This window comes from Salinicola sp. LHM (assembly GCF_034479735.1).
GTDB lineage: Bacteria > Pseudomonadota > Gammaproteobacteria > Pseudomonadales > Halomonadaceae > Salinicola > Salinicola salarius.
Genome location: NZ_CP140261.1, coordinates 329,644 through 355,762, shown reverse-complemented (window position 1 = coordinate 355,762; position 26,119 = coordinate 329,644). Strand labels below are relative to the sequence as shown.

Sequence of the window (26,119 nt, the reverse complement as noted above, 5' to 3'; positions counted from 1 at the left end):
AGGACAGGATGAGCGACGACACCCCCATCAAACGATGGACCGCGAAGCGCAAAGCGTCCGTGGTCATGGATATCTTCAAGGGCAAGACCACGGTCGCTGAGGTCGCGCGACAGCATGACCTCACCGTCTCCGAGGTCGAAGGCTGGATCGATGAAGCCCAGCGCAACATGGAGAACGGGTTCAAGGCCCGCCCCAAGGATATCCGCGAGCAATATGAGTCTGACTTGCGGGAAACCAAGGAGGCACTAGGCGAGGCCCACTTGCAGATCTATGCACTAAAAAAGTGGCGTCGCCTGCTCGACGAGGACGAGAACTCGTAAGGTCGCTGCAGGCGGAAATGGCCCAGGAAGGCCGGGTGGTATCACTGGCCAAACTTTGCCGCTGGTTGGGCTTCCCACGGCGAAGTCTGTATTACCGGCCAAAGGCCCGGCCTCGTGTCGTGAATACGGACCTGACGGCCCGTGTGAAGCTGACGCTGGAACGCTTCCCCCGCTACGGCTATCGTCGGCTGGCGTGCGTGCTGGGTGAGAACCGCAAGCCGGTCCAGCGCATCCTGCAGCTCAAAGGCTGGCAGGTGCGCAAGCGACCGAAGGGCTTCCGACCTCGCGCCAGACGCTTGCCGTCGATTACCTCACGGCCCGATGAGCGCTGGGCCACGGATCTCACTCACGTGTGGTGCGGTAAGGATCGGCGGGCCAGCCTGGCGGTCATCATCGACTGTTGCACGCGTGAGATCCTCGGTTGGCGATTATCGGACAATGGTAGCAGCAAGACAGCGGAGGCCGCCTTGGAGGAAGCACTGATTTATCGGCTGGGGGCGCTGGGACGCGTTCAGCAACCGCTGGCCCTTCGCTCCGATAACGGGCTCGTTTTCAGCAGCCGCCACTACACGGGCACGGTAAAGGCCTATGGCCTCACGCAGGAGTTCACGACGCCGTATACACCGGAACAGAACGGGCTCGTGGAGCGCTTCTTCCGGTCCTTGAAGGAGGAGTGCATCTGGCTTCACCGTTTCGAATCGCTGGGCCAAGCCAGGGTCGTGATCGATCGCTGGATCCGGTACTACAACGAAGAGCGGCCACATCAGTCTCTGGACTACGTGGCACCCCGAGCACACCCCGCATTAACGGCGTAGGGTGTGCAGAAACCAGGGGGTCATTACACGAGCGTGCAGGAGCCTAGAAACGTGACGAGTCTCTGGCTGAGATAATGGAGTTCGGTATATGTAACGCCACTCAATGGATTGATCGGAGCTACTGAAATCGATATCAATGCGCCTCCCATCGTCAAACCGCCCAGAAGTGCGATGGCAGCAATAAGTGTTTTGATCGTGGCGACAAAAACATTACCCACCTGTTCCGCATAGTTATACGGATCCCAAAGCTCTTCCCGTCGTGCCTCCCGGATGGCCTCCTGAATCAATTCCTGTTGCTTATCCATGACCAGTCATCCCGTTGTTGTAGGGTGTGAGTTTTCCATCGTTTCGATCTCATCCAGGTCATTGATGACTTTGTTAAGTCGATCCACCTGGCGAGTCACCGCTGCGATTTTGGCATTGAAGATGGTTCGCTTGGTTTCGATCTCGACGAGCTCCCGCTTCAAGCTCTGCGGGACATCGCCATACTGCAAAACCGCTTCCAGTAGACGTCGCCCCATCTGGGTCTGACCCTTGTCTCGCCACTGCACTGCGCGAACTCGGCCTCCACTGTTGTTGTGCGGTTTTAGCCATAGACCGGCCTGGACCACGGTCCGGTTGTATTGGTTGGCAAAGTCGGCCGCTTCCTGCCACAGTCGCCGGCATTCTTCCTCGAGCTCATCCCTGAATCGGATGATTCCCCCTTTACCCTTAAGAAAGGGTTTTAAAAGGCCCTTTGCGTACTGATCCAGTGCAAAGTCTTGACGCTGTTCCAGTGCAGTCGAATTCATGGTCATGTCCTGTCGTGGTATTTAAAAACTCGCTGCCCCAGCCACCCAGTTGGACGTGATGACAGTGTCATCACCCGGCTGCCACCTTCCTGGGCTGTTTCCGGGGGAAACACCCGGCTGCCACCTTCCTGGGCTGTTTCCGGGGGAAACACCCGGCTGCCACCTTCCTGGGCTGTTTACAGTGGAAACACCCCAGCCACCCAGTTGGACGTGATGACAGTGTCATCACCCGAAGGTGGCCTCAGTCTTTTGTTTCGTCGCTTTGAGGCATTAACTGATCGCTATCGAGGTCCGCGCCTTCCAGTCCCTCACCACCAGAAGCGGGCACCGTTCCATCACGTCGAAGCGATGGAGCAAACTCGCTACGGCGCGTCCCTTCAAGGATGTCCTGCGGCAACTCGCCGAATTTCTCCCTAGCAGCTCGGGCTTTGGCGTTGTTTGCTGCGAAGTCGTCGCGTGTGGCACCAGAGAACCCGGGGAACTTGGCCGGAGCAAAGCACAAAGAACGTATCGCATGCCCTCCCTGGTCCCGGATCATGGACGCCATTTGTTTCTTGCCAATTAGACCGATGTGATGGGCAAGCAGCACATCTCGCACAATGCCGTCGTATTCCATGAGCAGCATGACGGCTTGCCAACCTATATGGCCTCCGGTAAACACCGGTGTCGTGAACGGCTGTTGGCTGACATTGCGGCTGACCTCTAATCCTTCCGGGATGTCTTCAGTCAGTATCTTGTCGATTCGCTTTCTGAGCTGTCTAAGCGCCTGACGTGATGTGTTGGTCCTGTCTTCAAGACTCAGTAGCCAGTAGTCAGCATATGGATCGTCCTTCGCTGCGGCCTGGTGAATGCGTCCAGCCAAGAATAAGTAGGTTTTCAGTCCGACCACCTGGGGTTTTCCGCTCTCAACTCCTCGGCCATGCCAGGCAAGCACGGCGGGGTAGGTGTGCAGGGTCATTTCGATCCGACTTCGCAACTGCCCTACACGGGGCTCTGCACCGGCCATAAATTCTCCTGAGTCAATGCACTGGATGGGATCCCATCATCAATGCTTCTCGAATTGCGCCCCACCGAAAACGTTAAAGGCGATGTCATAGGTTTCTAGCTGGATGTATCCCCAGGCGTTTCAGCATGTTCTCTCGGGCCTTCTGCGTTTCCGCAGAGATCGGTTGAGGGGCCTGGTCAATCAGTGAGTCAGCGGATCGGGGGCCAGGGGTTGATGGGGTATAAGGATCCACTGGAGATGCCTGTGATGGCGTCTGTACGGATTGTCCATTTCGCTTGTCAGCAATGCCTCGCCCGAAGTGCGTGACCTGGAATTGATTCGAGGCCGCACGTTTGGCCAGGGTGTGCAGGAAGCCTTTGGGGGACTTCACCTTGCCAGCCTCGAGTCGTCCGGCAGCTTCGTCGATCACCGCCTGCTGAACGTCGTTTGGCAGACCGTTCAACATGACCGTCACCGACTCACGTTCCTCACTGGTCAACTCGAGTGGCCATGACCAGATCAATGACGCTTGGGAATCCTCGCGCGCGGTGGTTTTACATACTGAGTTTGTATAACTACGTACTGTAGTAGGGGCGCCCTCAATGGAAACTGCGCTGTAAGCTTCTGATTCTGGACTGAGTTTCCGCTGGGAACTGGGCGATTCGCTGCCTGGAAACTGCCTTGGTTTCCGCTGGAAACTGGGTGAATTTGCCTGAGTTTCCATAGGGAACTGGGGGGCTGATGCCTGAGTTTCCGCTGGAAACTCGGATTCCCGCTGGTGCTTGGCACGCTGCTCGATGACGTCCAGTCGCGTCGGAACTTCGAGCACACCACTTTCGGCCAGCTCGTCCCTAACCAGTCGAGCGACGGTGGCCACGGCCTTGTTGCTGTGCTTCGTGCAACGGATCACATACTCGATGTAGTCCTGGTCAAGGGACAGTGACTCGGCAGGAGCCAGCGGCTCGTCATGTAACACATAGACGTTGCCGATCATGCGCCCGTTCGTGGTATTGCGAGCCTTCATCCCCAGAGTCATCCAGCGTGTCAGACGCAGGATCGCGATCACTCTGGCAACTGTCTTCCGCGAGGCTTTCTGTCCGGCCCCTGATCGCAACAACGGCTCCAGTTCGTCATAGGTCGGAAACGCGGTTGTGCGGTCGGCATTCGACAGAAGCCGGATCATTTGCCAACCCAATACATCGACAGCGCCCAACCGCTGATCCAGCAGTAGTGCTCGAGGCACTGTTTCATGGGGATTTCCCATGAAGAGCAGTCCGTCGAGTGCGTCATCTTCAACGGCCGACGCCGAGGCATCATTGCCTCGGCGTTGAGTCAGGGATGACGCGGCGCGCCCGACAAGCGCGTCAAAATTCTTCATCACGCCACTCCTGCACGCATCTCGCCCTCGTCCTCACCCGGCAGACTTTCCTGCCGTGGTTGCTCTGGCGTCGTCCATTGCTTGATCAGTGTCCAGATCACGGCCAGTGGCAATTCGACTTCTTCCGCCAGCACCAACATGCCTTTGATGTCCTCGGCGGCTGACGGACTGGACGGATCGTCACTGATGGTCTGCCAGCGGTGCCAGGCATCGACCTCGATAGCCTCCTCTGGCATGGGCAGGCGCCCCTGCCGACTGGGCACCCCGAGCAGGGTGCGCCGCGCTGAGCAGTCGTTCGGTGTCAGGCCAAAGAAGGTGGCCAACATCTGCACGCTGGCCCCGTGACGAATGCAGTGATCAACGAGGCTGTCGCGATCCTGATCGCGATCGATGCGTCGAAGAGCCGCCTTGAAGGTGTCGTGATCCAGCTCGAATCGTGCGACCCCTGGGAACTCGTTGATCAGGCTCTCGATCTCACTGGCCCGCAGTCGACTCAGGCGCTGCAGCTCTTCATTGTTGAACCCGAGTGCGCGCGCCCGGCGCATATCACCCTCACGGATCAGCACCAGTGCCTGGTTGAAAAGTGCATGGTTGAGTTGTGGCGTCGTCATTGGGGATCCCCCTCTGCGAGTACTTCACGCAATACACGGATCAGGCGAGTCAGCCAGAACACGCGGATGAACAGGCCATCAGGCAGGCAAACATCGCTGTCGGTGCCGTGACTGCCGACCAGTTCCCCGAACAATGAAATCTCGGCGGGCAGCATCGGATCGATGTCGCCCTGCAGGCCAGCGAGTAGCTGCCAGATCAATTGAGCACGGCGTCTTGGATTGTCGCCGAGCGGGTCGAGCTCGTACCCCAGTCCATCACGGGCGTTGAGGCGGATGATTTCACTGGTGCCAGAGACCTCGATGTCGGCCCAACCGGCCAAGGCCTGGACGACCTCGCCGATTTGCATGCGGAGATCGCGAGCATTCCGGCGCCAAGCCGGGACATGCCAGAGATCAGTGATCGGTGCGACGGGGCCGCCTGACATCAGTGGCACGGATTTGAGGGCGGCGGCTTCGAAGTCGATGGCTTCTTCACCATGCTCTTTCGCTTGCCAGTGGCGAAGCTGCCGATGCCCCTCACTCTCTTCATAGGGTGAGAGGGTCAAGTCGTCGACCAGAGTTTCTTGTTCCTCGGGCGACCGAGTCGGCTGTGGGTTGTGCTCCTGCATGAACCCATCGGAATCCAAGAGTCCTGCAAGGTCATCGCCACTGGACTCACTGGAGCCAGTCGATGGTGGGGCAACCAGAGGCTTCTGAGACTCTGCCTCAAGCTCGGCATTCCGTTGCTCGAGTTTGGCGAGTTGAGCTCGCATCTCTTTCATCTGTGCGGACTCATCGACTCCACCTGGGGTAGGTACACCTCGCTCGTTGGCTTTGGGGGTGGCGGGGGGTGACAGATCGGTCTGGCCTTCTTCGAAGGTCAGATCATCATGATCGCCCTCGGCACCACTCTCGCTGTGACCGGTTTCATCGGCATCAGGCGAAGGGTTTCCAGACGCCAGCTTTTGCGATGGTTTTGATGAGGTCTTGCTTCCCTTACTGGAGTCCTCTTTCGGCGGATAGAGGTGGCGTTCCTGGGGATGACGCAGCCGCTCCAGTTCACTGTCGACCGTGGTCCAGATATCGGCTTTCTCTTCCTCACTGGCTGCACGCGCATGCTTGCGTACCGTAAACCAGTTCTTCCACGCCATATCGATAGGGTTGAAGTGGAGCCCAGTATGGTCGTGGAGCATGCCCTTGAGACGGTCCTCGACGATGTTCCAGCGAAACTCCGTCTGGCCTTCATGATCGAGCTGGGTCATCTCGTCATGCCATGCCTGAGCGAAGTCACCCTCAATGACACTGTTAGCCCACTGCTCACCCTCACCGAGATCATCGGCATGGGCTTCCCAGTAGGCACGGCAACGCTCCCAGCACTCCTCGCAGAATTGCCGATAGGAGATCAATTTCTCGATCTGCCCCTTACCCATGCCGCTATCGAGTGTCAGAGGGAGGGTGGGCAGGAAGTGCTCCACGGTATAGAGCATTTTGGAAACGTGGCTCAAGCTGATAGAAAAACCGAGCTCTTTCAGCCTACGAGTCAGTTCACGCAAGGAGATGGATTCGTTAGCTTCCTCCTCAATCATCCGTTTGGAGTCATAGACACCCCGTGCCCGCTCGATCCAGCTGAGTTGACCACGGTTGTCGTTCTCGGCCAGGTGCCCGGCGAGGACATTGATCTCGCCTTGCCAAGGAATGAAATGGCAGTCCTGGTAGTAGAAGCGCTCTTCACCAGTTTCCTCATGTAATTCATTGAGGATGGTCAGCCGTGTGTTACCGCCATCGGAGATCATGTAGCGGTCATCACCTGGACGCTGGGTGACCGTCAGCTTCTGCTTGAGCCCCACCGCCCGGATGGATTCCTTGATCTCGTCGTACTTGGCATTCCGTTGCGTACGCGGATTGCGATCATAGGGACGCAACTGATCCAGCGTCAGGGTCATCGCCTGCTCGGTGGTCGGTGCCGGCAGCCGATCGGCGGGTTTAGTGCTCAGCTTTGGGCCAGGCTGGGTCAGCTTGGCGGCGATTTGGTCAGGTGTAATTGCTGTCTTGCTCATGATGTCCACTCCGGCTGCTGCGAGGCGGAATATTCAGTCTCGAAAAGTCGATCCAGTTGCTGTCCCAGGTGGTTCATGCCCTGGACCAGCGCGAAAAGGCCAAGGTCACTGCGCGATTCAGGGGGATACCGCTGGCTCAACTCATTGATTCCCCGCCGCAGATCACTCAGGTTGTCGCTGACGATCACCAGCAGCTCGATGTCACTCAGTCGGTGATACTGGAGTTGCGTCCAGCGCAAGCTATGGTGTGGCTGCATTTCCAGCTGACTGGTCTTGTCACAGGCCATGTGAAACACCAGCCATGTGTCGGCAAGCAGTGAGCGGAGAGCTTCATTGCGATTGGTTCGTGCTTGGGGATGCTCGTCAAACCAGCTGTCCAGTGTTTCTACCCAGTTGGCGAAGGGATCAATCAGCCCCAGTGCTAGGCATTCGCGCCCCATCAGATAACGCTCCATGCCGTGACCATGTGCTTCTTGCACGGGAAAATTCAGGATGTCAGCCATGACCCAGGGCCTCCCGTTCCGGTGTCTGGATGGCGTCGTGCAGCCGGACCTGCCGGCCCGCGTCGTAGCCCTGGTGTACCGCCTGATAATCGTGGTGGCGGAGTTGGCCACGCTGGCGTGACGACAGTGAACAGAGCTCACCGTGTTGCCGCTCGGCATAGGCCTCGAGGGCCTCGGTCGCCGCCGGGGACAATTCGACCGGCACGATGGATTCCCGTGCACCGGCGACCCAGGCCTCGGCATAGGCGTCGCCACGGCGGATGCGTGTGGAACGCTTGATGCGCCTGTTGAGCCCTGACTGGTAGGCCTTGCGATCACGGATCAACTGACGTTGCAGGACCTCGTAGGCGTAAGCGGCCACCTGGCTGGCCCCGTCGGTGCCCAGGAACTGCCACTGACCGATCCAGCGAATCTGGGTACCGCGGATCTGCGGCGTGGCCAAATAGATCGCCTGGGCGCCGAAGGCTTTCATGACCAGAGTGGCAAGCGCATTGAGATAGCGGGGCGGCACCTTGCCAGCCTGGGCGGAGGCCATGTGGTCGGTCACCGACGCCAGGGTGATGTCCTGCTCGTTCAGGCCATAGCGCTGCATCAACTGTTGGGCCTGACGCAGAGCGATGCCTGCCTCGTTGGCATTGGAGCTATGGGATAAGGCCATGCAGCGCTCGATCTTGCGCATGATGCGATCGGGTATCATGACTCCCTCCTTACGCCAGAACTTCTCTGCACACGGCGAAGCAACGCGATGGCGTTGCGCTGCGACCGAGCATCGCTTGGTGAATAGCTGGTGAAGACAGGAGGCATCCCGGGCTTGGTCAACTTGATATGCCCGCCTCGAGTGCGCTCGATATGCCAGTTGTGAGCCTCTGCGAAGCGAACTACCCTCTGCAGTCCCTTGCCATACCGCTTAGCCATGGCGGACCTCCTCGAGCAGCCGCTCGCTGTGATGGACGTGATCCCGGAACAGATCCAGCTGGCCCTCCAGGGCCTGGATCAATTGGCGCTTCCGAGCGCGTAAAGCCTGGACGTCACTCTCCAGTTGCTGGCATTGCGCGCGCAGCTCGGCCAGGCGGGCTTCCAGCTCGGTAAGCTCCTGTTTCATTGTCTGCTCGTCCATCATGCCACCTCCCGCTCTGCCAGGAGCTCGTCGAGCCGCAACCCCCAGGCGAGGGCGGCGATGTCAGGGGACCAGGGTTCAATAGGATCGGTGAGTGGCTCGACGCCCTCGAGGCAGGGCCACTCCATGGGTGAGTCCGGCAGCAAGTCACGCCGCTCGGTGGCGAGTAACTGCAGGTCGGCGGACTTGACGCTGGCAGGCAGCACCGGGTCCACGCTGAATCGCTGGGCAATGGCGGACCAGAGGCGTTTCTCGATGGCTTTGTAAGCCGGCAGCATCGATTTCAGCGGCGAGACCATGTCGCCGATGTAGGCTTCGGTGGCGTCGTGCAGCAAGGCAGCCAGGGCGTCCTCACGGGGGACGATCTCGCTGACATGCACACAGTGCTGAGCGACGGAATAGAACTGGCGAGAGTGGCCACCGAATCGGCAGATACGTGACAGCGCCTGGGCAATGTCCTGGTCATCGATGTTCTGCCACGCAGGAAACGTCAGTGACATCGGCGTGCCAGAAGCTGTCAGAATCGTGGGCGTTGGCGTGGTGGCCAGCGCCTGGTCGACCTGCCGCTGATCGAGTGCGTCACGCACCTGATCGGCAATGGCCTGGCCGCTGTAGCGGCCCTGGCCATCGGGCTCGGCATGAATGCCGAGCATGCCGGCGACCCGGAGCAGTGCCGACTCTGCCGTGATTAAGCGCGCGATCTCCACCTCCATGTGGTTGATCATGCGACTAGTGGGATCCAAGCCAACGGTCGAGGTAGAAGGCGTATTCATGACTCACCTCCTTTGTCGGATTCGGCGTGCCAGAAGCGCCGCATCAATGCCTCACCGTCGCCCAGTGACTCGTGCAGTTCGTGACCGGAGTAAGCGGACCACTCGATCACAGTGAGCGCAGCCCGCTGCAGGTCGCGGTCCAGGCAGCGCAGTCGGGTGAGTTCGAGCGGCCACTCGGGGCCGTTGTAGATTGCGAGCAAGATCCGGCGACAGTGGCGGCTTTGGCCGCTATGGCCCTGGGCCACCTCAGCCAAGCGCTCAAGGGCAGAGGGGCCGCTCTGGTCCAGTGTGCTGAGGCGCTGCTCAACGGCAGCCTCTTCTGCGGCGTGTCTCTCGAGGGCGAGACGACTGCGCTCGTTGAGTCGCTGTGACACCTTGGGCATACGAGAATCGGTAGTCATGACCAGCCTCCTTGCGTCTGCTTCCATTCCAAGGACTCGAACCGTGTACTCGCCCCCAGGAATGCCAGGTGGACGGTGCCGGTGGGGCCGTTGCGCTGCTTGCCAATAATCAATTCGGCCAATCCCTTCACGTCAGGGTTGTCCGGGTTGTAGACCTCATCGCGGTACACAAACCCAATCACATCCGCGTCCTGCTCGATCGCGCCCGAGTCACGCAGATCAGCAAGGCCCGGACGTTTGTTGGGACGGTTCTCAAGTCCTCGGTTGAGCTGTGCGAGCGCGATGACGGGACAATTGAGATCCTTTGCGGTGGCCTTGAGGATGCGTGAGATGGCCGATATCTCGTTATTGCGGTTCTCGCATCCGGGCTCTTCGAGGAGTTGCAGATAGTCGATCAGGATCAGCGCCGGCTTTCCGTGGCGACGCATCAGCCGGCGAGCGCGAGATTTGAGTGACGTGGCTGAAATGCCACTGGAGTCATCAATGAACAGGCGATCCTCAAATTCGAGGATACGGTTGGTGGCGGCAGTCAGTTTCTCCCAACCACCGTCGTCCAGCTTCCCGGATCGCAGCTGACTCATGTCCAACCGGCCAATGCTGGACATGAGACGCAGCATCAGCTGTTCCTCAGGCATTTCCAGCGAAAAGACGAAGATAGGGGAATTGGCAAGCTCGGTGTTGCCGGCCGTGGCGATCAGCGCATTCTCGACGAAGTTCATTCCCAGGGTGGTCTTGCCTTGGGAAGGCCGTCCGGCGATGACGATCAGGTCCGAGCTCTGCCAACCACAAGTGAGGTTATCGAGATCCTTGTAGCCAGTGGGCGTCCCCGTAATGCCATCCTTGGCATTGAAGGCGCGATCGATCGTGTCGATCGCAGACGACAGGGCAGAGCGAATACCAGCAGACTGAGTCTGGCGATCTTCGGCCAGCTCAAACAGCTGACGCTCAGTCGCTTCGATTATCGCCTTGCTGAGGTGGTTACCCTCAAGCGCCTGCTGGCTGAGATCACGCCCCATGCAGGAGAGCTGTCGGCGGAGTTGATGCTCGCGCACGATGTCGGCATACGCCACGATGTTGGTCGCGGTCGGTGTGTTGCGCGCGATTTCAGCCAGGAAGGCCAGCCCACCTATGGTCTCGAGCTTCCCGTCACGCTCCAGAAGCTCCGAGATCGTCACCACATCCATCGGCTGCTCGCCCAGGGCGAGTTCGCGCATGGCCTGGAAAATCAGGCGATGGGGGTAGTAATAGAACGCCTCGGCATCGACGATTTCGCAGATGTCGTCCCACTTGCTGTTGTCGAGCATCAGTGCGCCCAGGGTGGACTGTTCCGCCTCAATGCTGTGGGGAGGAACGAGTCCCATGGCTTCAACGTCGTTAGGCGCGAGGGACTGGGCATCAGTGAACATGGCCCACCCCCGACTTATCTGCACCCGGCTTACTATTGGGCTTGGTCGCACCGACCGCGTGGATGGCGTCGGCCCATTCGGGATAGAGGTCGGCAGCGATGGCCTTGATCTGATCAGCGCAAGACGGCGCCTTACGACCAGAAGGCTTGCGAGGCTCGACTCGATGCACCGGCTGGCTTTGGAGCGCAGCCGAGCGATACGCGGAAAGGTTGACCAGCGGCGTGTCGAGCACTCGAATGCCGTGATCCTCGACTTCGGCATACATGCTGCGGATGCTGTCCGATATATCGCGGGCATCCTTCAGCTGATCGGTCATCTTGTTGAGGAGGATCGAAACGGGAGGGACGTCGAAGCGCGTGTACTGAGTGAGCTCACGCATCTCGCTAAGCATCCCCTGTGTGCCGCGCACGAATTCACGGGCAGTCAGCAACTCGGGGACAATGGGGGAAACGAGGTGATCAGCAGCGAGAACGGCCATCTCGAGCAGGATGGAGCGAGCGCCCTGTGTATCGATGAGGATGGCGTCGTAGCGATCCGAGAAGCGTTCGAGCAACCCGATCAGGCGGAATCGGCCATTGGGCGCGTTGAGCAGCAGTTGCTGCAACTGATTCCGATAGTCGTTGGAGACAACGATATCGAGATTGGGAATGGACGTCCGGGATATGATCTGGTCGAGGTCAACCAGGTCAGTGGCGAGCAGTTCGTACACCCCGCCGGGAGCAGGATGGGTCAGCTCATAATAGGAGGAAAGGGTAGGCTGGGAGTCCAGGTCAATGAGGAGAACCTTGAACCCTGCATCGGCCAGCAGGCCACCCAGGTTGGCGGTTGAGGTCGTCTTGCCGACGCCGCCCTTGGAACAAACTGTTGCAGAAACACGCATTTAGCTGCACCTCATCCAAGTTGAATTGAATGAGTGCAATAGATGCCTGGGCGTGAAATTTTCTTAGGAGGCGCGTAAGGTAGGTTGGGTGGTGCTGGCACCAGGAGTCGAACCCGGGACCTGCTGATTACAAGTCAGCTGCTCTACCATCTGAGCTATGCCAGCTTTTCCCAAATTTCTGCCGCTCTTGATTACAAGTCAGTTGCTCTACCAACTGAGCTATGTCGGCGAGCATAGAGACGTTAGCGATGGCTGGGGTAGCAGGATTCGAACCTGCGCATGCCGATACCAAAAACCGGTGCCTTACCACTTGGCGATACCCCAGCATTGATGGTGGCCAGAGACGGAATCGAACCGCCGACACGGGGATTTTCAATCCCCTGCTCTACCAACTGAGCTATCTGGCCCTCGCCAACGGGGACGCATTTAACCAGCAAGCCGTTTTGGGGTCAACCCTTTTATTTCAAAAAGATGAGTTCTTTTTTCACCGCCCGGAATTCACTGGCTGGGCGGCACGTATCCTTCGGCGTGATCGGTTTCCTGATTGTCGAAAAACCGGTTCATCTGCGTCATCAGATACTCCCGAGCTTGCGGCTCCAGCATGTTGAGGTGCTTCTCGTTGATCAGCCGAGTCTGCAGCGCCTGCCACTCCTCCCAGGCGCGTTTGGAGACGGTCTGCTGGATCTCCTGGCCCTTGGCGCCGGGCAGCGGCGGGAAAGCCAGAGCTTCGAGTTCCTGCTGATACTTGCGGCAGAATACGGTCTGCGCCATGAAAACCTCCTGTCATGCGTTGAGTGCGTGCGTCTGGGCCAGTGTCGCCAGCAGCGCCTTGACCGGTGCCGCCAGGCCAATGCTGGCGGGCTCGGCGGGATCGACCCACTGCCGATTCGATTCGGCCACCGCCGTGGCGGCGTTCCGGTCCGGAAGCCGCGCCGGTCGCGGCGTGATCTCCAGCCGGAAGTGGGTAAAAGTGTGGGTGAACGGCTGCCAGGCGCTTTCCAGATGAACGCCTCGACAGTGCCGCTCCAGCCACTCGTGCAGTTCGCTGTCGCCATCGAACTGGGGGAAGCCCCACAGGCCGCCCCACAGGCCGCTGGGCGGACGCTGCTCCAGCAGCACCCGGCCAGCCTCGTCCTGCAACAGTAACATCTGTGTCTGCCGCGTCGGCAATTCGCGCCTGGGCTTGGAACCAGGATAGAGGCGCTCCTCGCCCCGGGCATGCGCCACGCAGACATCCTCGAACGGGCACAGCAGGCAGCTCGGCTTGCCACGCGTGCAGATCATGGCCCCCAGATCCATCATTGCCTGAGTGTAGTCCGGCAGCTGCTCCGAGGGCGTGTAGCGCTCCGCCAGCTCCCATAGCCGGGCGAGAACGTCGTTCTTGCCGGGCCAGCCTTCCACCGCATGCAGCCGGGCCAGCACGCGCTTGACGTTGCCGTCCAGAATCGCGGCACGCCGGCCGGTGCTGATGCTGACGATCGCGCCAGCGGTCGAGCGGCCAATCCCCGGCAAGGCGGTCATCGCCTCGAGATCGTGGGTCGGGAATTCGCCATCGTACTCGTCGACGACGACCTTGGCGGCCTTGTGCAGATTGCGGGCGCGGGCGTAGTAGCCCAGCCCGGTCCACAAGTGCAGCACCTCATCCTGGGGCGCTCGCGCCAGTGCGTGGACATCCGGGAAGCGCGCCATGAAGCGCTCGAAGTAGGGAATGACGGTGGCGACCTGGGTCTGCTGGAGCATGATCTCCGAGACCCAGACCCGGTAGGGCGTCTTGTCGTACTGCCACGGCAACGACTTGCGGCCGTGCGCGTCGAACCAGTCGAACACGCGCTCGCGGAAGGCTTCGGCCGACAGGGCTATTTCTGCCAAACGGCACCTCTTCGGAATGATGGAAACGATCCAGCCCGCCATGCGACGGGACCGGGTCGAGGTGATGAACAGGATGGGAAGACGGAAGCGAAGCGACAATCCGCCAGCAGAATGACAAGGCGCCGACATGACGTCGGCGCCCAGGCTGAGTGCTGACCAGGCTTACTGGAAGATATCCCGAATCTTGTTGCCCAGCTTCTCGGCCGCGCCGTCTCCGAGCTTTTCGTCGATCTTCTGGCGAGTCTCGTCGTCGAGCTGCTTGTCCAGTTCTTCGTCGATCCGTTCGCCGGCCTTTCGCTTGGCCTCGTCCCTGGCCAGTTCGGCAAGGGAGCTCTGGAACGCCTCGCGATCGAATCCGCACCACTGCCCTGGCGCCTCGTCGAGGCTGCCCTGGCAGCGGATCGGGAAGTCGATCCGGGCCAGTCTCGGATTGACGCCACAGGCAGCCTCGTCGGCAGTATCGGTAAAGCGCGCCGCGGCGCGATAGTCGAGACGGTTGGTCACCAGATTGACGTCACCCTTGCCGGTCACCTCGATGCCCGGGATGGCGATGACGAGATCGTCGTTGTGCGCCACGCCGTTGTCGACCGTCACGCTGGCCTGCAGGCGATCGAAGGCGGTGTCCTCGCTCCATTCGCGGGTCGATTCACGCCCTTCCAGCGTCGCGACCGCCGTGCACAGCTGACGCGAGACATTGACGTCGAGCATGGCGCCGTCATCGACACGCAGCGCAGCCTGGCCGTCGAGATTCTGCTTGAGCCCTTCGACCGTGTTGGTCCGCGAATCGAAATCGCCCTGCAGGTTGAGCTTGCCGCGTAGCGGTGACGTCTTGCCGCTGAAACCCTGATACAGCGGCGCGATATCGACGCCGTTCATGCGCTCGGTGAAGGAGAGCCGGATCGGCGACTGACTCAGGTCCAGCGCGCTGGAGGCCTGCAACGCGCCGTCGTAGAGGTTGGCGCTGAGGGAATCGAGGCGCTGACGCCCGCCGCTGCCACTGGTGGCCAGTTCGACGTCGCTCAGATCGATACCCTTGACCTTGAGGGAATCCAGCGTCAGATGCCCTTCCTGCTCGAGCCCGGCGAGCCAGTCGACGGGAAGCACCTCGGCGCCTTCGGCCGCGGCCAGCGCCGGCGCGACACCGAGCGCCGAGAGCCAGGCGGTGTCCTTGGCGTCGTCGCCCGTCGCATCGCCGCCTGCGTCCTGCGATCGCGGTGCCAGATAGCGGTCCAGATCGAGCCGATCGCCGGCAAGATCGAAATTCAGCGCCTGACCGTCGAACGCGGCACCCAGCGAGCCACGCAGCTGGGTGTCATCCAGCGTCATCTGCAGATCGTCGAAGTCGATCTGTTGCGCATCGCCTGAGAACGGTCCACTCAGCGACAGCGCTGTGAGCGCCTCGTCGTCGGCGCTGTTTACCTCGATACCGAAGCGCGTCAGCCAGTCCCGCACCGACAGCGGCGCCAGTTCCATCCGGCCCTGATAGCGTGGCGCGTCGCTCAGTTGCGTGACGTTCACGCTGCCTTTCAGGTCCAGGCCATCGTCGCCGGTCAAAACGAGGTCACCGAGCGTGGCGGTCTGGGCCTCGAGATCGGCCGCCGCATCGCCCTGAAGGTCCAGCGACAGCGGTGTTTCCTGCATGGCGGAATGGTAGAGCGAGGCAGCAAGCTGAATGTCGTCGGCCCGGTACTGTTTCGCCCGGGTATCGGCGACCAGCGTGGCAACCTTCAGATTGAGCGTCTGGGCCTGCTCGGCCAGTGTCGGCAGTTGCGCCTTGCCGTTGAGCGTCACGCCCTCGAAGGTGTAGCGCCCGGCACCGAGATCCATCCGCATCTGGCTCTTCAACTGCAGATTGCCGTTCACATCCGGCTGGCGACCCTCGACATCGAAGGAGAGCTGGATCGGGAACGAGGATTGCGGGCTGACGTTGCTGCTTTGCAGACTGAGGTTGGCCAGCGTGATGTCCAGCGGTTTCTGCCGATCGACGTAATTCACCTGACTGTTGGAGACCTTGATGCTGGCGATGTCGAACGCCACCGCCTGATCGGCGCCCGGCTTCAGGCCGGGGCCCTTTTTCTCCGATTTCTCTGGCTGAGCCGGCTTCGACGACTCGGCCCCCTTCTGACCATCGTTCTCGGCCAGGCGATCCAGCAGCACCTGCCAGTTGCCCTGGCCCTGCGCATCGCGGGCGAGATTGAGGCGCATGCCATCGAGGATCAGGCCGTCGACCGAGACATCGCCGGTCAGCAGCGGCGTAAAGGCCACGCTGACCTCGGCGTTGTCGAAGCCGACGAAGGGCGCATCGTCCCGGGCCTGCTCGGGGAGCCAGGCTTCGGCGTCCTTGACGCTGACGCCGATGCGCGGATAGAAGGACCACGACAGCGGGCCGTCGAGACGCAGCTCCAGGCCACTCTGGTCGCGAACCGCCTCGATCAGGCGCGGTTTGAGATCGTTCGGATCGAAGAACGTGGTGATATAGACAACCGCCACCACGACCAGAATCCCCAGGACACCGACTGCCGCCAGCAGCGTTCTGAACAGCCCCTTCATTCCCATCCTCCCTGTGCGTGATCGACAGACGCCAGCGGTCGATGAACGGTACATCGCCGCCACGCCATGCGACCGGGAATCGCCCTACCGGGAACGACTGAATGATGCGACTCGACGTGCTGTGTGGCTTCCGGCATGCCCCCTGTATCTCCTTGTCGGCAGAACGGCCTGACTGATCGGTGGGCGGCGCGAAGATCGCCGCCTGATAAACACCGCCATTGTAGCGGATGCAGGGCTCGATTCACTATAATGGCCGATTCTCGCCAACCGTACCGGGAGATTCCCCACGCATGTCCGAGCGCATCGCCACGGTGTCGCGCGACACCAACGAGACGCAGATCACGGTCACGGTCAACCTGGACGGCAGCGGCCGCCTGGATTGCCGGACCGGGGTTCCTTTCCTCGACCACATGCTGGATCAGGTGGCTCGCCACGGCATGATCGACCTGACGATCGATGCCAAGGGCGATCTCGAGATCGACGAGCACCACACCGTCGAGGATCTCGGCATCACCCTGGGTCAGGCCTTCGCCCAGGCGATCGGCGACAAGCGGGGCATTCGTCGCTACGGCCATGCCTACGTGCCGCTCGACGAGGCGCTGTCCCGCGTGGTGATCGATTTTTCCGGCCGTTCGGGCCTGTTCATGGATGTCGAATTCACCCGCGCGACCATCGGCCGGCTGGACACGCAGCTGTTCTGGGAGTTCTTCCAGGGCTTCGTCAACCACGCTCAGGTCACGCTGCACATCGACAATCTCAAGGGCTTCAACGCCCACCATCAGGCGGAAACCATCTTCAAGGCATTCGGCCGTGCGCTGCGCGCCGCAGTCGAGGAAGACCCCCGCATGGCCGGCCAGATGCCATCGACCAAAGGCAGCCTGTGATACCGTCCATCGCCACCACCGAATCAGCGAGGAAACCGCAATGACGATCGCCGTGATCGATTACGGAATGGGTAACCTGCACTCCGTGGCCAAGGCGCTCGAGCACGTCACCCATGAAAACGTCATGGTGACCCGCGATCCGCGCTCGATTCGCGGTGCCTCGCGCCTGGTGCTGCCCGGCCAGGGCGCGATCCGCGACTGCATGGGCGAGTTGCAGCGCACCGAGCTCGAAGGCCTGGTCAAGGATCTGCTCGAGGAGCAGGCCAAGCCGCTGCTGGGTATCTGCGTCGGCCAGCAGATGCTGTTCGATCGCAGCGAGGAGAACGGCGGCGTCGACTGCCTGGGCTTCCTCCCCGGTCGCGTGCGTCACTTCGGCCACAAGCTGACCACGCCCGAAGGCGAGCGCCTGAAAGTGCCGCACATGGGCTGGAACCGCGTGGCGCAGCATCACCAGCATCCGCTGTGGGACGGCATCGAGGACGGCGCGAGGTTCTACTTCGTGCACAGCTATTACGTCGAGGCCACCAGCGATGCCGATATCTTCGGTACCACCGATTACGCCGGCGTCGATGCCCACGTGGTCACAGGTCGCGGTACCGTCTTCGCGGTCCAGTTCCATCCGGAGAAGAGCGCCGGGGATGGTCTGCGGTTGCTGGAAAATTTCGTCAACTGGGCGCCCTAGGCACCATCCGAAAAGTGGCTGCGCTCACCCATAATGGCGTTAAACATCGGCTCAAGATACTCATTTACCCTCTGTAAACTCCGTTCTTTCGCCGATTTTTGCCTTATCTGGTCATCGCTCGCCGACTTTTCGGACAGCACCTAACCGACTCACAGTCAAAGGATTCGAAGCCATGCTGGTGATTCCCGCCATCGATCTCAAGGACGGCCAGTGCGTGCGCCTCAAACAGGGCCGCATGGATGATGCGACCTCCTACGGGGACGATCCGGTCGCGATGGCCGCACGCTGGGTCGAGGCCGGCGCGCGGCGGCTGCACCTGGTCGATCTCAACGGCGCCTTCGAGGGCAAGCCGGTCAACGGTGACGCCGTCACGGCCATTGCCCGCGCCTATCCGGATCTGCCGATCCAGATCGGCGGCGGCATCCGCAGTGCCGAGACCATCGAGCACTATCTCGCTGCCGGGGTCAGCTACGTGATCATCGGCACCAAGGCGGTCAAGGAACCCGACTTCGTCGGCGAGATGTGTCGCCGGTTCCCGGGCCACGTGATCGTCGGCCTGGACGCCCGCGACGGCTTCGTCGCCACCGATGGCTGGGCCGAGGTGTCCACGGTCAAGGCGGTGGATCTGGCCAGGCGATTCGCCGATGACGGCGTCTCCTCGATTGTCTACACCGACATCGCCCGCGACGGCATGATGCAGGGCGTCAACGTCGAAGCCACGGCCCAACTCGCCCGTGACGGCGGCCTGCCGGTGATCGCCTCCGGCGGGGTGACCGATCTGGAAGACATTCGTGCGCTGGCCAAGGTCGCTGACAGCGGCATCATCGGCGCCATTACCGGCCGCGCCATCTACGAGGGCTCGCTCGACGTCGCCGAGGCACAGGCGCTGAGCGATTCGATTCAGGGCGATTCGATGCTTGGTGACGGGATCGACGCCGCCAAGGGAGACATCTCATGACGCTGGCCAAACGCATCATTCCCTGTCTCGACGTCGACGCCGGCCGCGTGGTCAAGGGCGTCAATTTCGTGGGGATTCGCGACGCCGGCGATCCGGTCGAGATCGCCAAGCGCTACAACCAGCAGGGCGCCGACGAGATCACCTTTCTCGACATCACCGCCAGTCATGAAGATCGCGGCACCACCGTCGAGATGGTCGAGCGTATCGCCGGCGAGGTGTTCATTCCGCTAACCGTGGGCGGCGGCATTCGTCGCTGCGAGGATATTCGCACCATGCTCAATGCCGGTGCGGACAAAGTCTCGATCAACACCGCCGCCGTCACCAACCCGGATTTCGTGCGCGAGGCCGCCGAACGCTTCGGCAGCCAGTGCATCGTGGTGGCGATCGATGCCAAGAAGGTCAGTGCCGAGGGCGAGCCGCCGCGCTGGGAAATATTCACTCACGGCGGGCGCCGCCCGACCGGGCTGGACGCCGTGGACTGGGCACGCAAGATGGTCGAGTACGGCGCCGGTGAACTGCTGCTGACCAGCATGGACCGTGACGGCACCAAGGTGGGCTTCGATCTCGGCGTGACCCGCGCGATCAGCGACGCCGTCGAGGTGCCGGTGATCGCTTCCGGCGGCGTCGGCAATCTCGATCACCTGGTAGCCGGCGTCAAGGAAGGCGGCGCCGATGCGGTGCTCGCCGCCAGCATCTTTCATTTCGGCGAATACACGATTCCGGACGCCAAGCGCTACATGGCCGAACACGGCATCGAGATGCGCCTCTGAGGCCATTGCCGAGCGAACCTGGCGACCCCAAAGCGCCGCGCCTGAGTTCCAGGCGCGGCGCTTGCGTTTTCTGCCGTTTACCTCACTTGCCTTCGCGGCCAGCGACAGGCCCCGACGACCGTCGTCATCACGGCAGATAGCGCGCCTCGAGAACGCCGTCGAGCTCGGCGTAGGGAATCATCAACTGCGGCTGCCCCGCCGCGTACGGCGCCAGGTCGTAGACCTGGTACTTCACCGCCAGACCGTCCGCCAACGGCGCCACGTTGTCGGATAGCGCGAACGGCCACTGCATCTCCGACAATCCGCTGGCCTGATCGGACTTCAACCAGCGCTGATGCGCGCGCTTCAACGCCGCCTCGTAAGCCGGCCGCTGCCCCGGCAGCAGCATGTCGTCGAGGTCCACCACCTGCTGCGTGTCGCGACTGATCACCATGTAGGAGGTCAGCGGCAAGCCGTGGGCACCGCCGCTATACAGATAACCGTCGAGCTCGATCACCAGCAGGTCGTCGCGATCCGCCACGATGTCCGCCCTGAGATCGGCCTCGAAGCCGGGCAGTTCCGGCACGTCCTGGCGGGCGCTGCGGGCAGCCGCGAACACTTGATCGGCGAAGGCATCGAAAGAACGGGCCTGCCCCATGGCGTTGCCGTCGGGGCTATCGCTGAGCCCGCTCGCCAGGCCGAACAGCCGCCGTTCGAGTTCGTCGGAGAGTTGCGGCGATTCGGGGAAGCGCAGGTAGGCGGCGTTGACGTTGGCGCAGCCGTCACCCTCGCAGTCGGGCTCGTGTACGCTTTTCACTACCGGCTCGGTGCGCAGCGCATCACCGCTCCATCCCAGACTCTGGCAACCCGCCAGCATCACTGTCGCCAATGCCAGACCACCGACCAACCAGCGTTTCTGCATGATGTTCCTCCTTGAACGTTATTCTCGCGCGTCGGCCGCTATTGCTGTTATCGGCCTCCAATCGCCTTGCTCCTGTCTTTCCATCGACAAGCCGTTATCAACAGTCTCTGGCATGACCCGCTTATCCACAACCGGTCGACGCCGATCAATCGAGGCTCAGCCCCAGATTGCTGATCCCCTGGTTCCGCCCCAGGATACGCAGCGCCCGTAGATCTTCGAGCCGGGGATCGGCCTCGAGCGCTTCGAGTACCGCGTCCTGAAAATCGCGCTCGTCCTGCATCAGCTCGTGCTCGCGGAACAGTGCGTCGAGCCGCTCGGCGTCCTCGCTGCCCTCGGTCATTTCGATATAGGCGCGTACGCCGTTGCGGGAAACCCGACTCACCTCCAGTGCGGCCTCCGGGGCTTCGCCGCGCAGGGCATCCAGCAACGTGGTCAACGCCATGACGCTCTCCGTTGCCCGTCGCGCACCGAAGCTGTCGTCGTCTTCCGGCGGCTCGATCTCGGCCAGTTTCTCGGCCTGCTTGTCAAAGTCGATCCGGGCCGAGGCGACCTTGAGCCGCTCCCACACCAGATCCAGCACATTGTTCATCACGCTCGGATTGCCGTGGCCGCTCATGCCGGCATAGAGCGCATAGTTGGGCACCAGGCGTTCGCTCAGCGCCGCCATGAAAGCGATCTGCTGGCGCGCGTCGAGCCGGCGAAGCCTGGCGTTGAAGCTCCCCGTGGGCTTTGTCATGAATTCCTCGTCATTCTGGCCACATCAAATGCATCGGCACGCGACCACCGGCATCGAAAACGACCCCTTCGGCGCGCAGTTTCTCGTGCTGGCGCTGGGCGCCGCCATGCTCCGCGATTCGTCGGCTGGCACCAATGACCCGGTGCCAGGGCAGGTCGTGCCCCGCGGGCAACTGCCGCATGGCCGTCCCGACCAGGCGCGCCGTGGCGCCTTCGGTCATCCGGGCGATCCGGCCGTAGGTGGTGACTCGCCCTGCGGGTATCTGCGCCACGATGGTGTAGATCTGTTCCAGGAGCTGGGCACGAATGGCCATCGCTAAAACCCTATTCCTCGCTTGTGGAGTGGTCCGGTCGTCCCCATCATTGGACCTATCATGCATATCTACTTTCTTCAGCATAGCCCGCTGTTCGGCCCCGCCCGCATGGCGGATTGGCTCACCGGCATGGGCCACAGCTACAACCACTGCCGGCTGGACGAGGGCGAACTGCCACCGCCACTGGCCAACTGCGACGCGCTGGTGCTGCTCGATGCGCTGCAACCGCCCGATGCCATGCTGCTCAAGCGCGAGCGCAAGCTGGTGGATCGCGCCTTGAAAAGCAACAAGCCGGTGCTCGGCATCGGCTTCGGTGCCGGCCTGATCGCCGAGGCGCTCGGCGCCATCGTTTCGCCCGCCGTGCAGCCGGAAATCGGCTGGCAGCCGCTGACCCTGGCGGACGAAAGCCCCTTCGACCTGCCGGAAACCTTCGACGCCCTGCTCTGGCATCGCGACATCTTCGGCCTGCCGGATGGCTGCCTGCCGCTGGGCAGCACGCCGGCCGGTCCGGTTCAGGGATTCGCCTGGGATCTGGGTCGCGTCGTCGCGCTTCAGTGTCATCTGGAGCTGACGGCCCGGTGTTCGGCGGCGCTATGCGATCACGACCTGCCGGCAGCCAACGCCGCGCCTTACGTACAGACTCGCGACGATATCCTTGACGACCCGAGGCGTTTCGATCGGCAGGCGGCGCTACTGGACCGGATCATGACCCAGTGGCTGGGCGAGCGCTGAACTAGAAATCCTTGCTCCTAACCGGCCTGTTCGCGCTCCCACTGCCGGGCGACCGCCAGACAGCTGTCCCAATCCCCGACATGCAGTGTCGGCCGGGGCTGATGCTCGATCTGGTGGCGATACATCGGGTCGTAGTACTCCCGCAGCAGCGGTGCCAGCCAGGCATCGTGAGCCTGCACGTTGCCGTGGCGCTGGGCCACGAAGGCCCGTTGCTGCGCCTCGGTCAATCGCGCCAGACGCTCGCCTCCCAGACGCTTGCCGAGGCGCTTCAGAGCGCCGGAGAGCTGCTTGCGAAACAGCACTTCGCCCAGATGCGGGCCGTAGTCGCGATGATAGATCTCGCTCAGGTCCTCGATGTAATCCTTGCGGATCTGCTCCAGACGCCACTCCAGCGGCATCTCCACCCGGATACAGGGCGCGGCTTTCATTACCTGCCAGAAGGTGGCCGGAATCGCCAGCCGCCCGATACGCTGGGACTCGTCCTCGACCACCCGCGCATGAGGCAGGCGCATCAGGTCCAGCGTCAGGCCATGCTCGAAATCGATCTGCGATGGTCCGGCCAACGGATGCTGGCCGAAGGCCGACCCCTTGTGACGCGCGTGGCCTTCCAGGTCGACGCCAGAATCGAGCGAATTGACCAGCGCCGTCTTGGCGCAGCCGGTCAGGCCGGCGACCAGCAGCAAGGGAGCCTGGCTGTGGGCTTCCAGCGTCTCGATGAACCGGGTACGCATCGCCTTCCAGCCACCGCGAATCCGTGGCAATGGATAGCCGCGCTCGGCGAGCCATTGCTGCGAGATCTTCGATCGCATGCCTCCGCGGAAGCAGTAGATCACGCTATCCGGCGCTGCCTTGATGGCTTGTTCCCAGGCGACCAACCGCGCTTCGCGGCTCTCGCCGGAGACCAGGCGGTTACCCAGCTCGACCGCGGAGGCCTGGCCGGCGTGCTTGTAGCGAATGCCGACCTCGCGGCGCTCGTCATCGTCCATCAACGGCAGGTTGATCGCCCCCGGCAAGGCGCCAGCGGCAAATTCGATCGGCGCCCGGACATCGATCAACGGTCGTTGGAGCAGCGCCAGATCGGCATCGATCAACTCATGGCTCGTTGCACGGCTCTTGTCGTCGTCCTTCAACCGCGTACCTCGATCAGGCTGGCACCGCCGCGCTTGCTGACGCATTCGCCGAACGCTTCCAGTTTGAGTTGATGCTGCCGCCCGATTCGCTCGACATCGTCGGCCCAGGCCGGATCCACCGCCAGCAGCAGGCCGCCGGAAGTCTGCGGATCGCACAGCCACTGCCAGTGGGCGGCGTCCATGTCCGGCAGCGCCTTGCCGATCGCCTCGCGATTGCGCGCGGTGCCACCCGGTACGGCGCCCTTGCGCCGATAGGCCTCGGCTTCGGCGAGCCGCGGCAGCTTGGCGAAATCGATCCGCGCTTCCACGCCGCTCGCCGCGCAGACTTCACTCAGATGCCCGGCCAGGCCGAAGCCGGTGACATCGGTCATGGCATGCACGCCTTCGACCTTGGCCAGTTCCTTGCCGATATCGTTGGCGATCAGCATCGTCTCGCGGGCCAGGCCGTGGTGACCGGCTTCCAGCAAGCCCTGCTTTTCCGCCGTCGTCAGCAGGCCGACGCCCAGCGGCTTGGTCAGATAGAGCAGGTCGCCCGGCTTGGCGCCGCTATTGAGCTTGAGGTTGTCGAGATCGACCAGGCCGTTGACCGAGAGCCCGAAGATCGGCTCCGGTGCATCGATGGAGTGGCCGCCCGCCAGGGCGACGCCCAGTTCGCGACAGACGGCCTGGGCGCCGGACATGACATCGCCGGCGATCTCCGCCGGCAGCTTGTCCAGCGGCCAGCCGAGAATGCCCAGCGCCATGATCGGCTCGCCGCCCATGGCGTAGACATCGCTGATGGCGTTGGTCGCGGCGATGCGGCCGAAGTCGAACGGATCATCGACGATCGGCATGAAGAAATCGGTAGTCGAGATCAGGCCGCGGCCGTCGCCCAGGTCATAGACGGCGGCATCTTCACGCCCCTGGTTGCCGACGATCAGATGCTTGCTGTTGGCGCCCGGCCCGGCCTTGGCAATGATGCGGTCGAGCACGTCGGGGGCGATCTTGCAGCCGCAGCCGGCCCCGTGGCTGTACTGCGTCAGGCGAATGGCACTCATGGTCTGTTCCTCGTCTCTTTCCTGGGGATATCGATCCTGGCTGGCAGTTTACCCGACGCGGCGACGAGACTCAGCGCCGGCGACACGATCCCCGCCGGCGACAAGACAGGCGGCCCCGTGGACCGCCACGTTCACAGCGCTTCCAGCGCCTCGGCCAGCTTGTCGACCGCCACCACCTGCATGCCGGCAGGCGCCTTCTTGGGCGCATTGCCGCGCGGCACGATGGCCCGCGTGAAGCCATGCTTGGCGGCTTCGATGATGCGCTCCTGGCCGCTGGGTACCGGACGGATCTCGCCGGACAGCCCCACTTCGCCGAACACCACCAGTTCCCGTGGTAACGGCCGGTTCTGAAGACTGGAAACCACGGCGAGCAGGACCGCCAGGTCGGCGCTGGTCTCGAGCACCTTGACCCCGCCGACGACGTTGAGGAAGACATCCTGGTCGCCGGTAAACAGCCCGCCGTGCTTGTGCAGCACGGCCAGCAGCATCGCCAAGCGGTTGTGATCGAGCCCCACCGCGACGCGACGCGGGTTGCCCAGCGCAGACTCGTCGAGCAGTGCCTGCACTTCGACCAGAATCGGCCGTGTGCCTTCCCACACCACCATCACCAGACTGCCGGAGGCCAGCTCCTCGCTTCGCGACAGGAAGATCGCGCTGGGATTCTTGACCTCCTTGAGGCCGAGCTCGACCATCGCGAACACGCCGAGTTCGTTGATCGCGCCGAAGCGATTCTTCTGCCCGCGCAGGGTGCGGAACCGGGAGTCGCTGCCGCCTTCGAGCAGCAGCGAGGCGTCGATCATGTGTTCGAGCACCTTGGGGCCGGCCAGCGTGCCGTCCTTGGTGACATGGCCGACCAGCATCAACACGGTGTTGCTCTGCTTGGCGAAGCGCGTGAGTGCCGCCGCCGACTCCCGGACCTGGGCGACGCCGCCGGGCGCGGAGCCGATATCTTCCAGGTGCATGGTCTGGATGGAGTCGATGATCAGCACTTCGGGGCGTTCCCGCTCGGCCACGGCCAGCAGCGTCTCGATGCTGGTCTCGGCGAGCATCTTGAGCCCCTGGGTCGGCAGTTGCAGACGGTGGGCGCGCATCGCCACCTGGGACAACGACTCCTCGCCGGTGACATAGAGCACGCGTTTGCTCTGGGCCAGGCGGCAGGCGGTCTGCAGCAGCAGCGTCGACTTGCCGGCGCCGGGATGGCCGCCCAGCAGCACGGCCGAACCGGGCACCAGGCCGCCGCCGAGAACGCGGTCGAACTCTTCGAACGTCGAACTGAAGCGCGGCACCTCGGTGAGATCGACGCCGGAAAGATCGACGACCTCTCGCGACAGCGCGCCGGCATAACCGCCCCGAGCACCACTACCGTTCGCGGGTGCGCCGGGCCGGGCGCCGCCGACCCTGACCTCGCTCAGCGTGTTCCATTCGCGGCAGTTGCTGCACTGGCCCTGCCATTTGCTGTAGTCCGCACCGCATTCGGTGCAGACGAAGGCGCTTTTCGCTTTTGCCACGCGCGGCGGTCTCCATCAAGCAGGTGGGGATGA

Annotated in this window: 29 protein-coding genes and 3 tRNA genes; 7 read left to right on the top strand and 25 right to left on the bottom strand. The window is 62.2% G+C overall.

Annotated elements, in window-relative coordinates; translation table 11 throughout:
- Window positions 1–8 precede the first annotated feature (8 nt).
- Window positions 9–320: a DUF1153 domain-containing protein gene (locus R5R73_RS01775; RefSeq protein ID WP_035410216.1), complete on the top strand. Its 312-nt coding sequence runs from the start codon at window positions 9–11 to the stop codon at window positions 318–320.
- Window positions 284–1,135 carry an IS3 family transposase gene (locus R5R73_RS01770; RefSeq protein ID WP_322528607.1) on the top strand — a complete coding sequence of 284 codons (852 nt, stop codon included), beginning with the start codon at window positions 284–286 and terminating at the stop codon, window positions 1,133–1,135. Before R5R73_RS01775 ends, R5R73_RS01770 begins: the two co-directional genes overlap by 37 nt.
- Before the next feature lie 23 nt (window positions 1,136–1,158).
- On the opposite strand, the gene R5R73_RS01765 is transcribed toward R5R73_RS01770, so the two are convergent.
- The 19 genes from R5R73_RS01765 to R5R73_RS01675 all read right to left on the bottom strand — a co-directional run bounded on the left by R5R73_RS01765 (window position 1,159) and on the right by R5R73_RS01675 (window position 16,435).
- On the bottom strand, window positions 1,159–1,440 hold the full coding sequence (locus R5R73_RS01765) for a hypothetical protein (RefSeq protein WP_322528606.1): 282 nt from the start codon (window positions 1,438–1,440) through the stop codon (window positions 1,159–1,161).
- Between the two features lie 6 nt (window positions 1,441–1,446).
- The gene (locus tag R5R73_RS01760; protein ID WP_181950030.1) at window positions 1,447–1,926 is read right to left on the bottom strand and encodes a DUF3158 family protein; all 480 of its coding nucleotides are present in this window, start codon (window positions 1,924–1,926) and stop codon (window positions 1,447–1,449) included.
- 241 nt (window positions 1,927–2,167) lie between these two features.
- Window positions 2,168–2,932 carry a PFL_4669 family integrating conjugative element protein gene (locus tag R5R73_RS01755; RefSeq protein WP_052046839.1) on the bottom strand — a complete coding sequence of 255 codons (765 nt, stop codon included), beginning with the start codon at window positions 2,930–2,932 and terminating at the stop codon, window positions 2,168–2,170.
- Between the two features lie 85 nt (window positions 2,933–3,017).
- Window positions 3,018–4,289, bottom strand: coding sequence for an STY4528 family pathogenicity island replication protein (locus R5R73_RS01750; protein ID WP_322528605.1), 1,272 nt, complete (start codon window positions 4,287–4,289; stop codon window positions 3,018–3,020).
- Window positions 4,289–4,900, bottom strand: a complete 612-nt coding sequence (locus R5R73_RS01745) for a DUF2857 domain-containing protein (RefSeq protein ID WP_035415583.1) — start codon at window positions 4,898–4,900, stop codon at window positions 4,289–4,291. The genes R5R73_RS01750 and R5R73_RS01745 overlap by 1 nt, the downstream gene beginning before the upstream one ends.
- Window positions 4,897–6,936 carry a ParB family protein gene (locus R5R73_RS01740; protein ID WP_322528604.1) on the bottom strand — a complete coding sequence of 680 codons (2,040 nt, stop codon included), beginning with the start codon at window positions 6,934–6,936 and terminating at the stop codon, window positions 4,897–4,899. The genes R5R73_RS01745 and R5R73_RS01740 overlap by 4 nt, the downstream gene beginning before the upstream one ends.
- Window positions 6,933–7,439: a hypothetical protein gene (locus tag R5R73_RS01735; RefSeq protein ID WP_035415582.1), complete on the bottom strand. Its 507-nt coding sequence runs from the start codon at window positions 7,437–7,439 to the stop codon at window positions 6,933–6,935. The genes R5R73_RS01740 and R5R73_RS01735 overlap by 4 nt, the downstream gene beginning before the upstream one ends.
- Window positions 7,432–8,136, bottom strand: a complete 705-nt coding sequence (locus R5R73_RS01730) for a DUF2786 domain-containing protein (RefSeq protein ID WP_322528603.1) — start codon at window positions 8,134–8,136, stop codon at window positions 7,432–7,434. The genes R5R73_RS01735 and R5R73_RS01730 overlap by 8 nt, the downstream gene beginning before the upstream one ends.
- Window positions 8,137–8,346: 210 nt before the next feature.
- Window positions 8,347–8,541, bottom strand: coding sequence for a hypothetical protein (locus tag R5R73_RS01725; protein WP_156961588.1), 195 nt, complete (start codon window positions 8,539–8,541; stop codon window positions 8,347–8,349).
- A 14-nt stretch (window positions 8,542–8,555) separates the two neighbouring features.
- Window positions 8,556–9,329, bottom strand: coding sequence for a hypothetical protein (locus R5R73_RS01720; protein ID WP_156961587.1), 774 nt, complete (start codon window positions 9,327–9,329; stop codon window positions 8,556–8,558).
- A complete protein-coding gene (locus R5R73_RS01715; protein ID WP_052046837.1) occupies window positions 9,326–9,730 on the bottom strand; it encodes a hypothetical protein in 405 nt (134 codons plus the stop codon). The genes R5R73_RS01720 and R5R73_RS01715 overlap by 4 nt, the downstream gene beginning before the upstream one ends.
- Window positions 9,727–11,136, bottom strand: coding sequence for a replicative DNA helicase (dnaB, locus tag R5R73_RS01710; protein WP_322528602.1), 1,410 nt, complete (start codon window positions 11,134–11,136; stop codon window positions 9,727–9,729). Before dnaB ends, R5R73_RS01715 begins: the two co-directional genes overlap by 4 nt.
- Window positions 11,126–12,016 carry a ParA family protein gene (locus tag R5R73_RS01705; RefSeq protein ID WP_052046836.1) on the bottom strand — a complete coding sequence of 297 codons (891 nt, stop codon included), beginning with the start codon at window positions 12,014–12,016 and terminating at the stop codon, window positions 11,126–11,128. Before R5R73_RS01705 ends, dnaB begins: the two co-directional genes overlap by 11 nt.
- An 89-nt stretch (window positions 12,017–12,105) precedes the next feature.
- Window positions 12,106–12,181, bottom strand: a tRNA-Thr gene (locus tag R5R73_RS01700).
- Between the two features lie 84 nt (window positions 12,182–12,265).
- Window positions 12,266–12,340 (bottom strand) — tRNA-Gln (locus R5R73_RS01695).
- Window positions 12,341–12,347: 7 nt separating this feature from the next.
- Window positions 12,348–12,423, bottom strand: a tRNA-Phe gene (locus R5R73_RS01690).
- 91 nt (window positions 12,424–12,514) lie between these two features.
- Window positions 12,515–12,787, bottom strand: coding sequence for an oxidative damage protection protein (locus R5R73_RS01685; RefSeq protein WP_071231535.1), 273 nt, complete (start codon window positions 12,785–12,787; stop codon window positions 12,515–12,517).
- Window positions 12,788–12,799: 12 nt separating this feature from the next.
- Window positions 12,800–13,885, bottom strand: a complete 1,086-nt coding sequence (gene mutY / locus R5R73_RS01680; protein ID WP_322528601.1) for an A/G-specific adenine glycosylase — start codon at window positions 13,883–13,885, stop codon at window positions 12,800–12,802.
- Between the two features lie 162 nt (window positions 13,886–14,047).
- Entirely contained in the window at window positions 14,048–16,435 is a 2,388-nt protein-coding gene (locus R5R73_RS01675) for an AsmA family protein (protein ID WP_322528600.1), read from the bottom strand.
- A gap of 290 nt (window positions 16,436–16,725) precedes the next feature.
- Between R5R73_RS01675 and hisB the strand changes: the two genes are divergently transcribed.
- From hisB to hisF, 4 genes are all read left to right on the top strand, one after another.
- Window positions 16,726–17,319, top strand: a complete 594-nt coding sequence (gene hisB / locus R5R73_RS01670) for an imidazoleglycerol-phosphate dehydratase HisB (protein ID WP_071231538.1) — start codon at window positions 16,726–16,728, stop codon at window positions 17,317–17,319.
- A 40-nt stretch (window positions 17,320–17,359) separates the two neighbouring features.
- Window positions 17,360–18,001, top strand: coding sequence for an imidazole glycerol phosphate synthase subunit HisH (gene hisH / locus R5R73_RS01665; RefSeq protein WP_322528599.1), 642 nt, complete (start codon window positions 17,360–17,362; stop codon window positions 17,999–18,001).
- A 172-nt stretch (window positions 18,002–18,173) separates the two neighbouring features.
- Entirely contained in the window at window positions 18,174–18,959 is a 786-nt protein-coding gene (gene hisA / locus R5R73_RS01660; RefSeq protein WP_322528598.1) for a 1-(5-phosphoribosyl)-5-[(5-phosphoribosylamino)methylideneamino]imidazole-4-carboxamide isomerase, read from the top strand.
- Window positions 18,956–19,729, top strand: coding sequence for an imidazole glycerol phosphate synthase subunit HisF (gene hisF, locus R5R73_RS01655; protein WP_087720695.1), 774 nt, complete (start codon window positions 18,956–18,958; stop codon window positions 19,727–19,729). Before hisA ends, hisF begins: the two co-directional genes overlap by 4 nt.
- A gap of 127 nt (window positions 19,730–19,856) precedes the next feature.
- Here hisF and R5R73_RS01650 read toward each other — a convergent pair whose 3' ends face one another.
- The 3 genes from R5R73_RS01650 to R5R73_RS01640 form a co-directional block, all read right to left on the bottom strand.
- Window positions 19,857–20,630, bottom strand: coding sequence for a DUF3298 and DUF4163 domain-containing protein (locus tag R5R73_RS01650; RefSeq protein ID WP_322528597.1), 774 nt, complete (start codon window positions 20,628–20,630; stop codon window positions 19,857–19,859).
- 145 nt (window positions 20,631–20,775) lie between these two features.
- Window positions 20,776–21,366, bottom strand: coding sequence for a YjaG family protein (locus R5R73_RS01645; RefSeq protein WP_071231543.1), 591 nt, complete (start codon window positions 21,364–21,366; stop codon window positions 20,776–20,778).
- Window positions 21,367–21,376: 10 nt separating this feature from the next.
- On the bottom strand, window positions 21,377–21,679 hold the full coding sequence (locus R5R73_RS01640; protein ID WP_071231544.1) for an MGMT family protein: 303 nt from the start codon (window positions 21,677–21,679) through the stop codon (window positions 21,377–21,379).
- Between the two features lie 60 nt (window positions 21,680–21,739).
- Here R5R73_RS01640 and R5R73_RS01635 point away from each other — a divergent pair, with 60 nt between their 5' ends.
- Entirely contained in the window at window positions 21,740–22,411 is a 672-nt protein-coding gene (locus tag R5R73_RS01635; RefSeq protein ID WP_322528596.1) for a type 1 glutamine amidotransferase, read from the top strand.
- A 17-nt stretch (window positions 22,412–22,428) separates the two neighbouring features.
- Here R5R73_RS01635 and mnmH read toward each other — a convergent pair whose 3' ends face one another.
- The 3 genes from mnmH to radA all read right to left on the bottom strand — a co-directional run bounded on the left by mnmH (window position 22,429) and on the right by radA (window position 26,086).
- The gene (gene mnmH, locus R5R73_RS01630; RefSeq protein WP_322528595.1) at window positions 22,429–23,502 is read right to left on the bottom strand and encodes a tRNA 2-selenouridine(34) synthase MnmH; all 1,074 of its coding nucleotides are present in this window, start codon (window positions 23,500–23,502) and stop codon (window positions 22,429–22,431) included.
- Between the two features lie 35 nt (window positions 23,503–23,537).
- Window positions 23,538–24,578 carry a selenide, water dikinase SelD gene (gene selD / locus R5R73_RS01625; RefSeq protein ID WP_087720707.1) on the bottom strand — a complete coding sequence of 347 codons (1,041 nt, stop codon included), beginning with the start codon at window positions 24,576–24,578 and terminating at the stop codon, window positions 23,538–23,540.
- 131 nt (window positions 24,579–24,709) lie between these two features.
- Window positions 24,710–26,086, bottom strand: a complete 1,377-nt coding sequence (radA, locus tag R5R73_RS01620; RefSeq protein ID WP_322528594.1) for a DNA repair protein RadA — start codon at window positions 26,084–26,086, stop codon at window positions 24,710–24,712.
- Window positions 26,087–26,119: the final 33 nt, after the last annotated feature.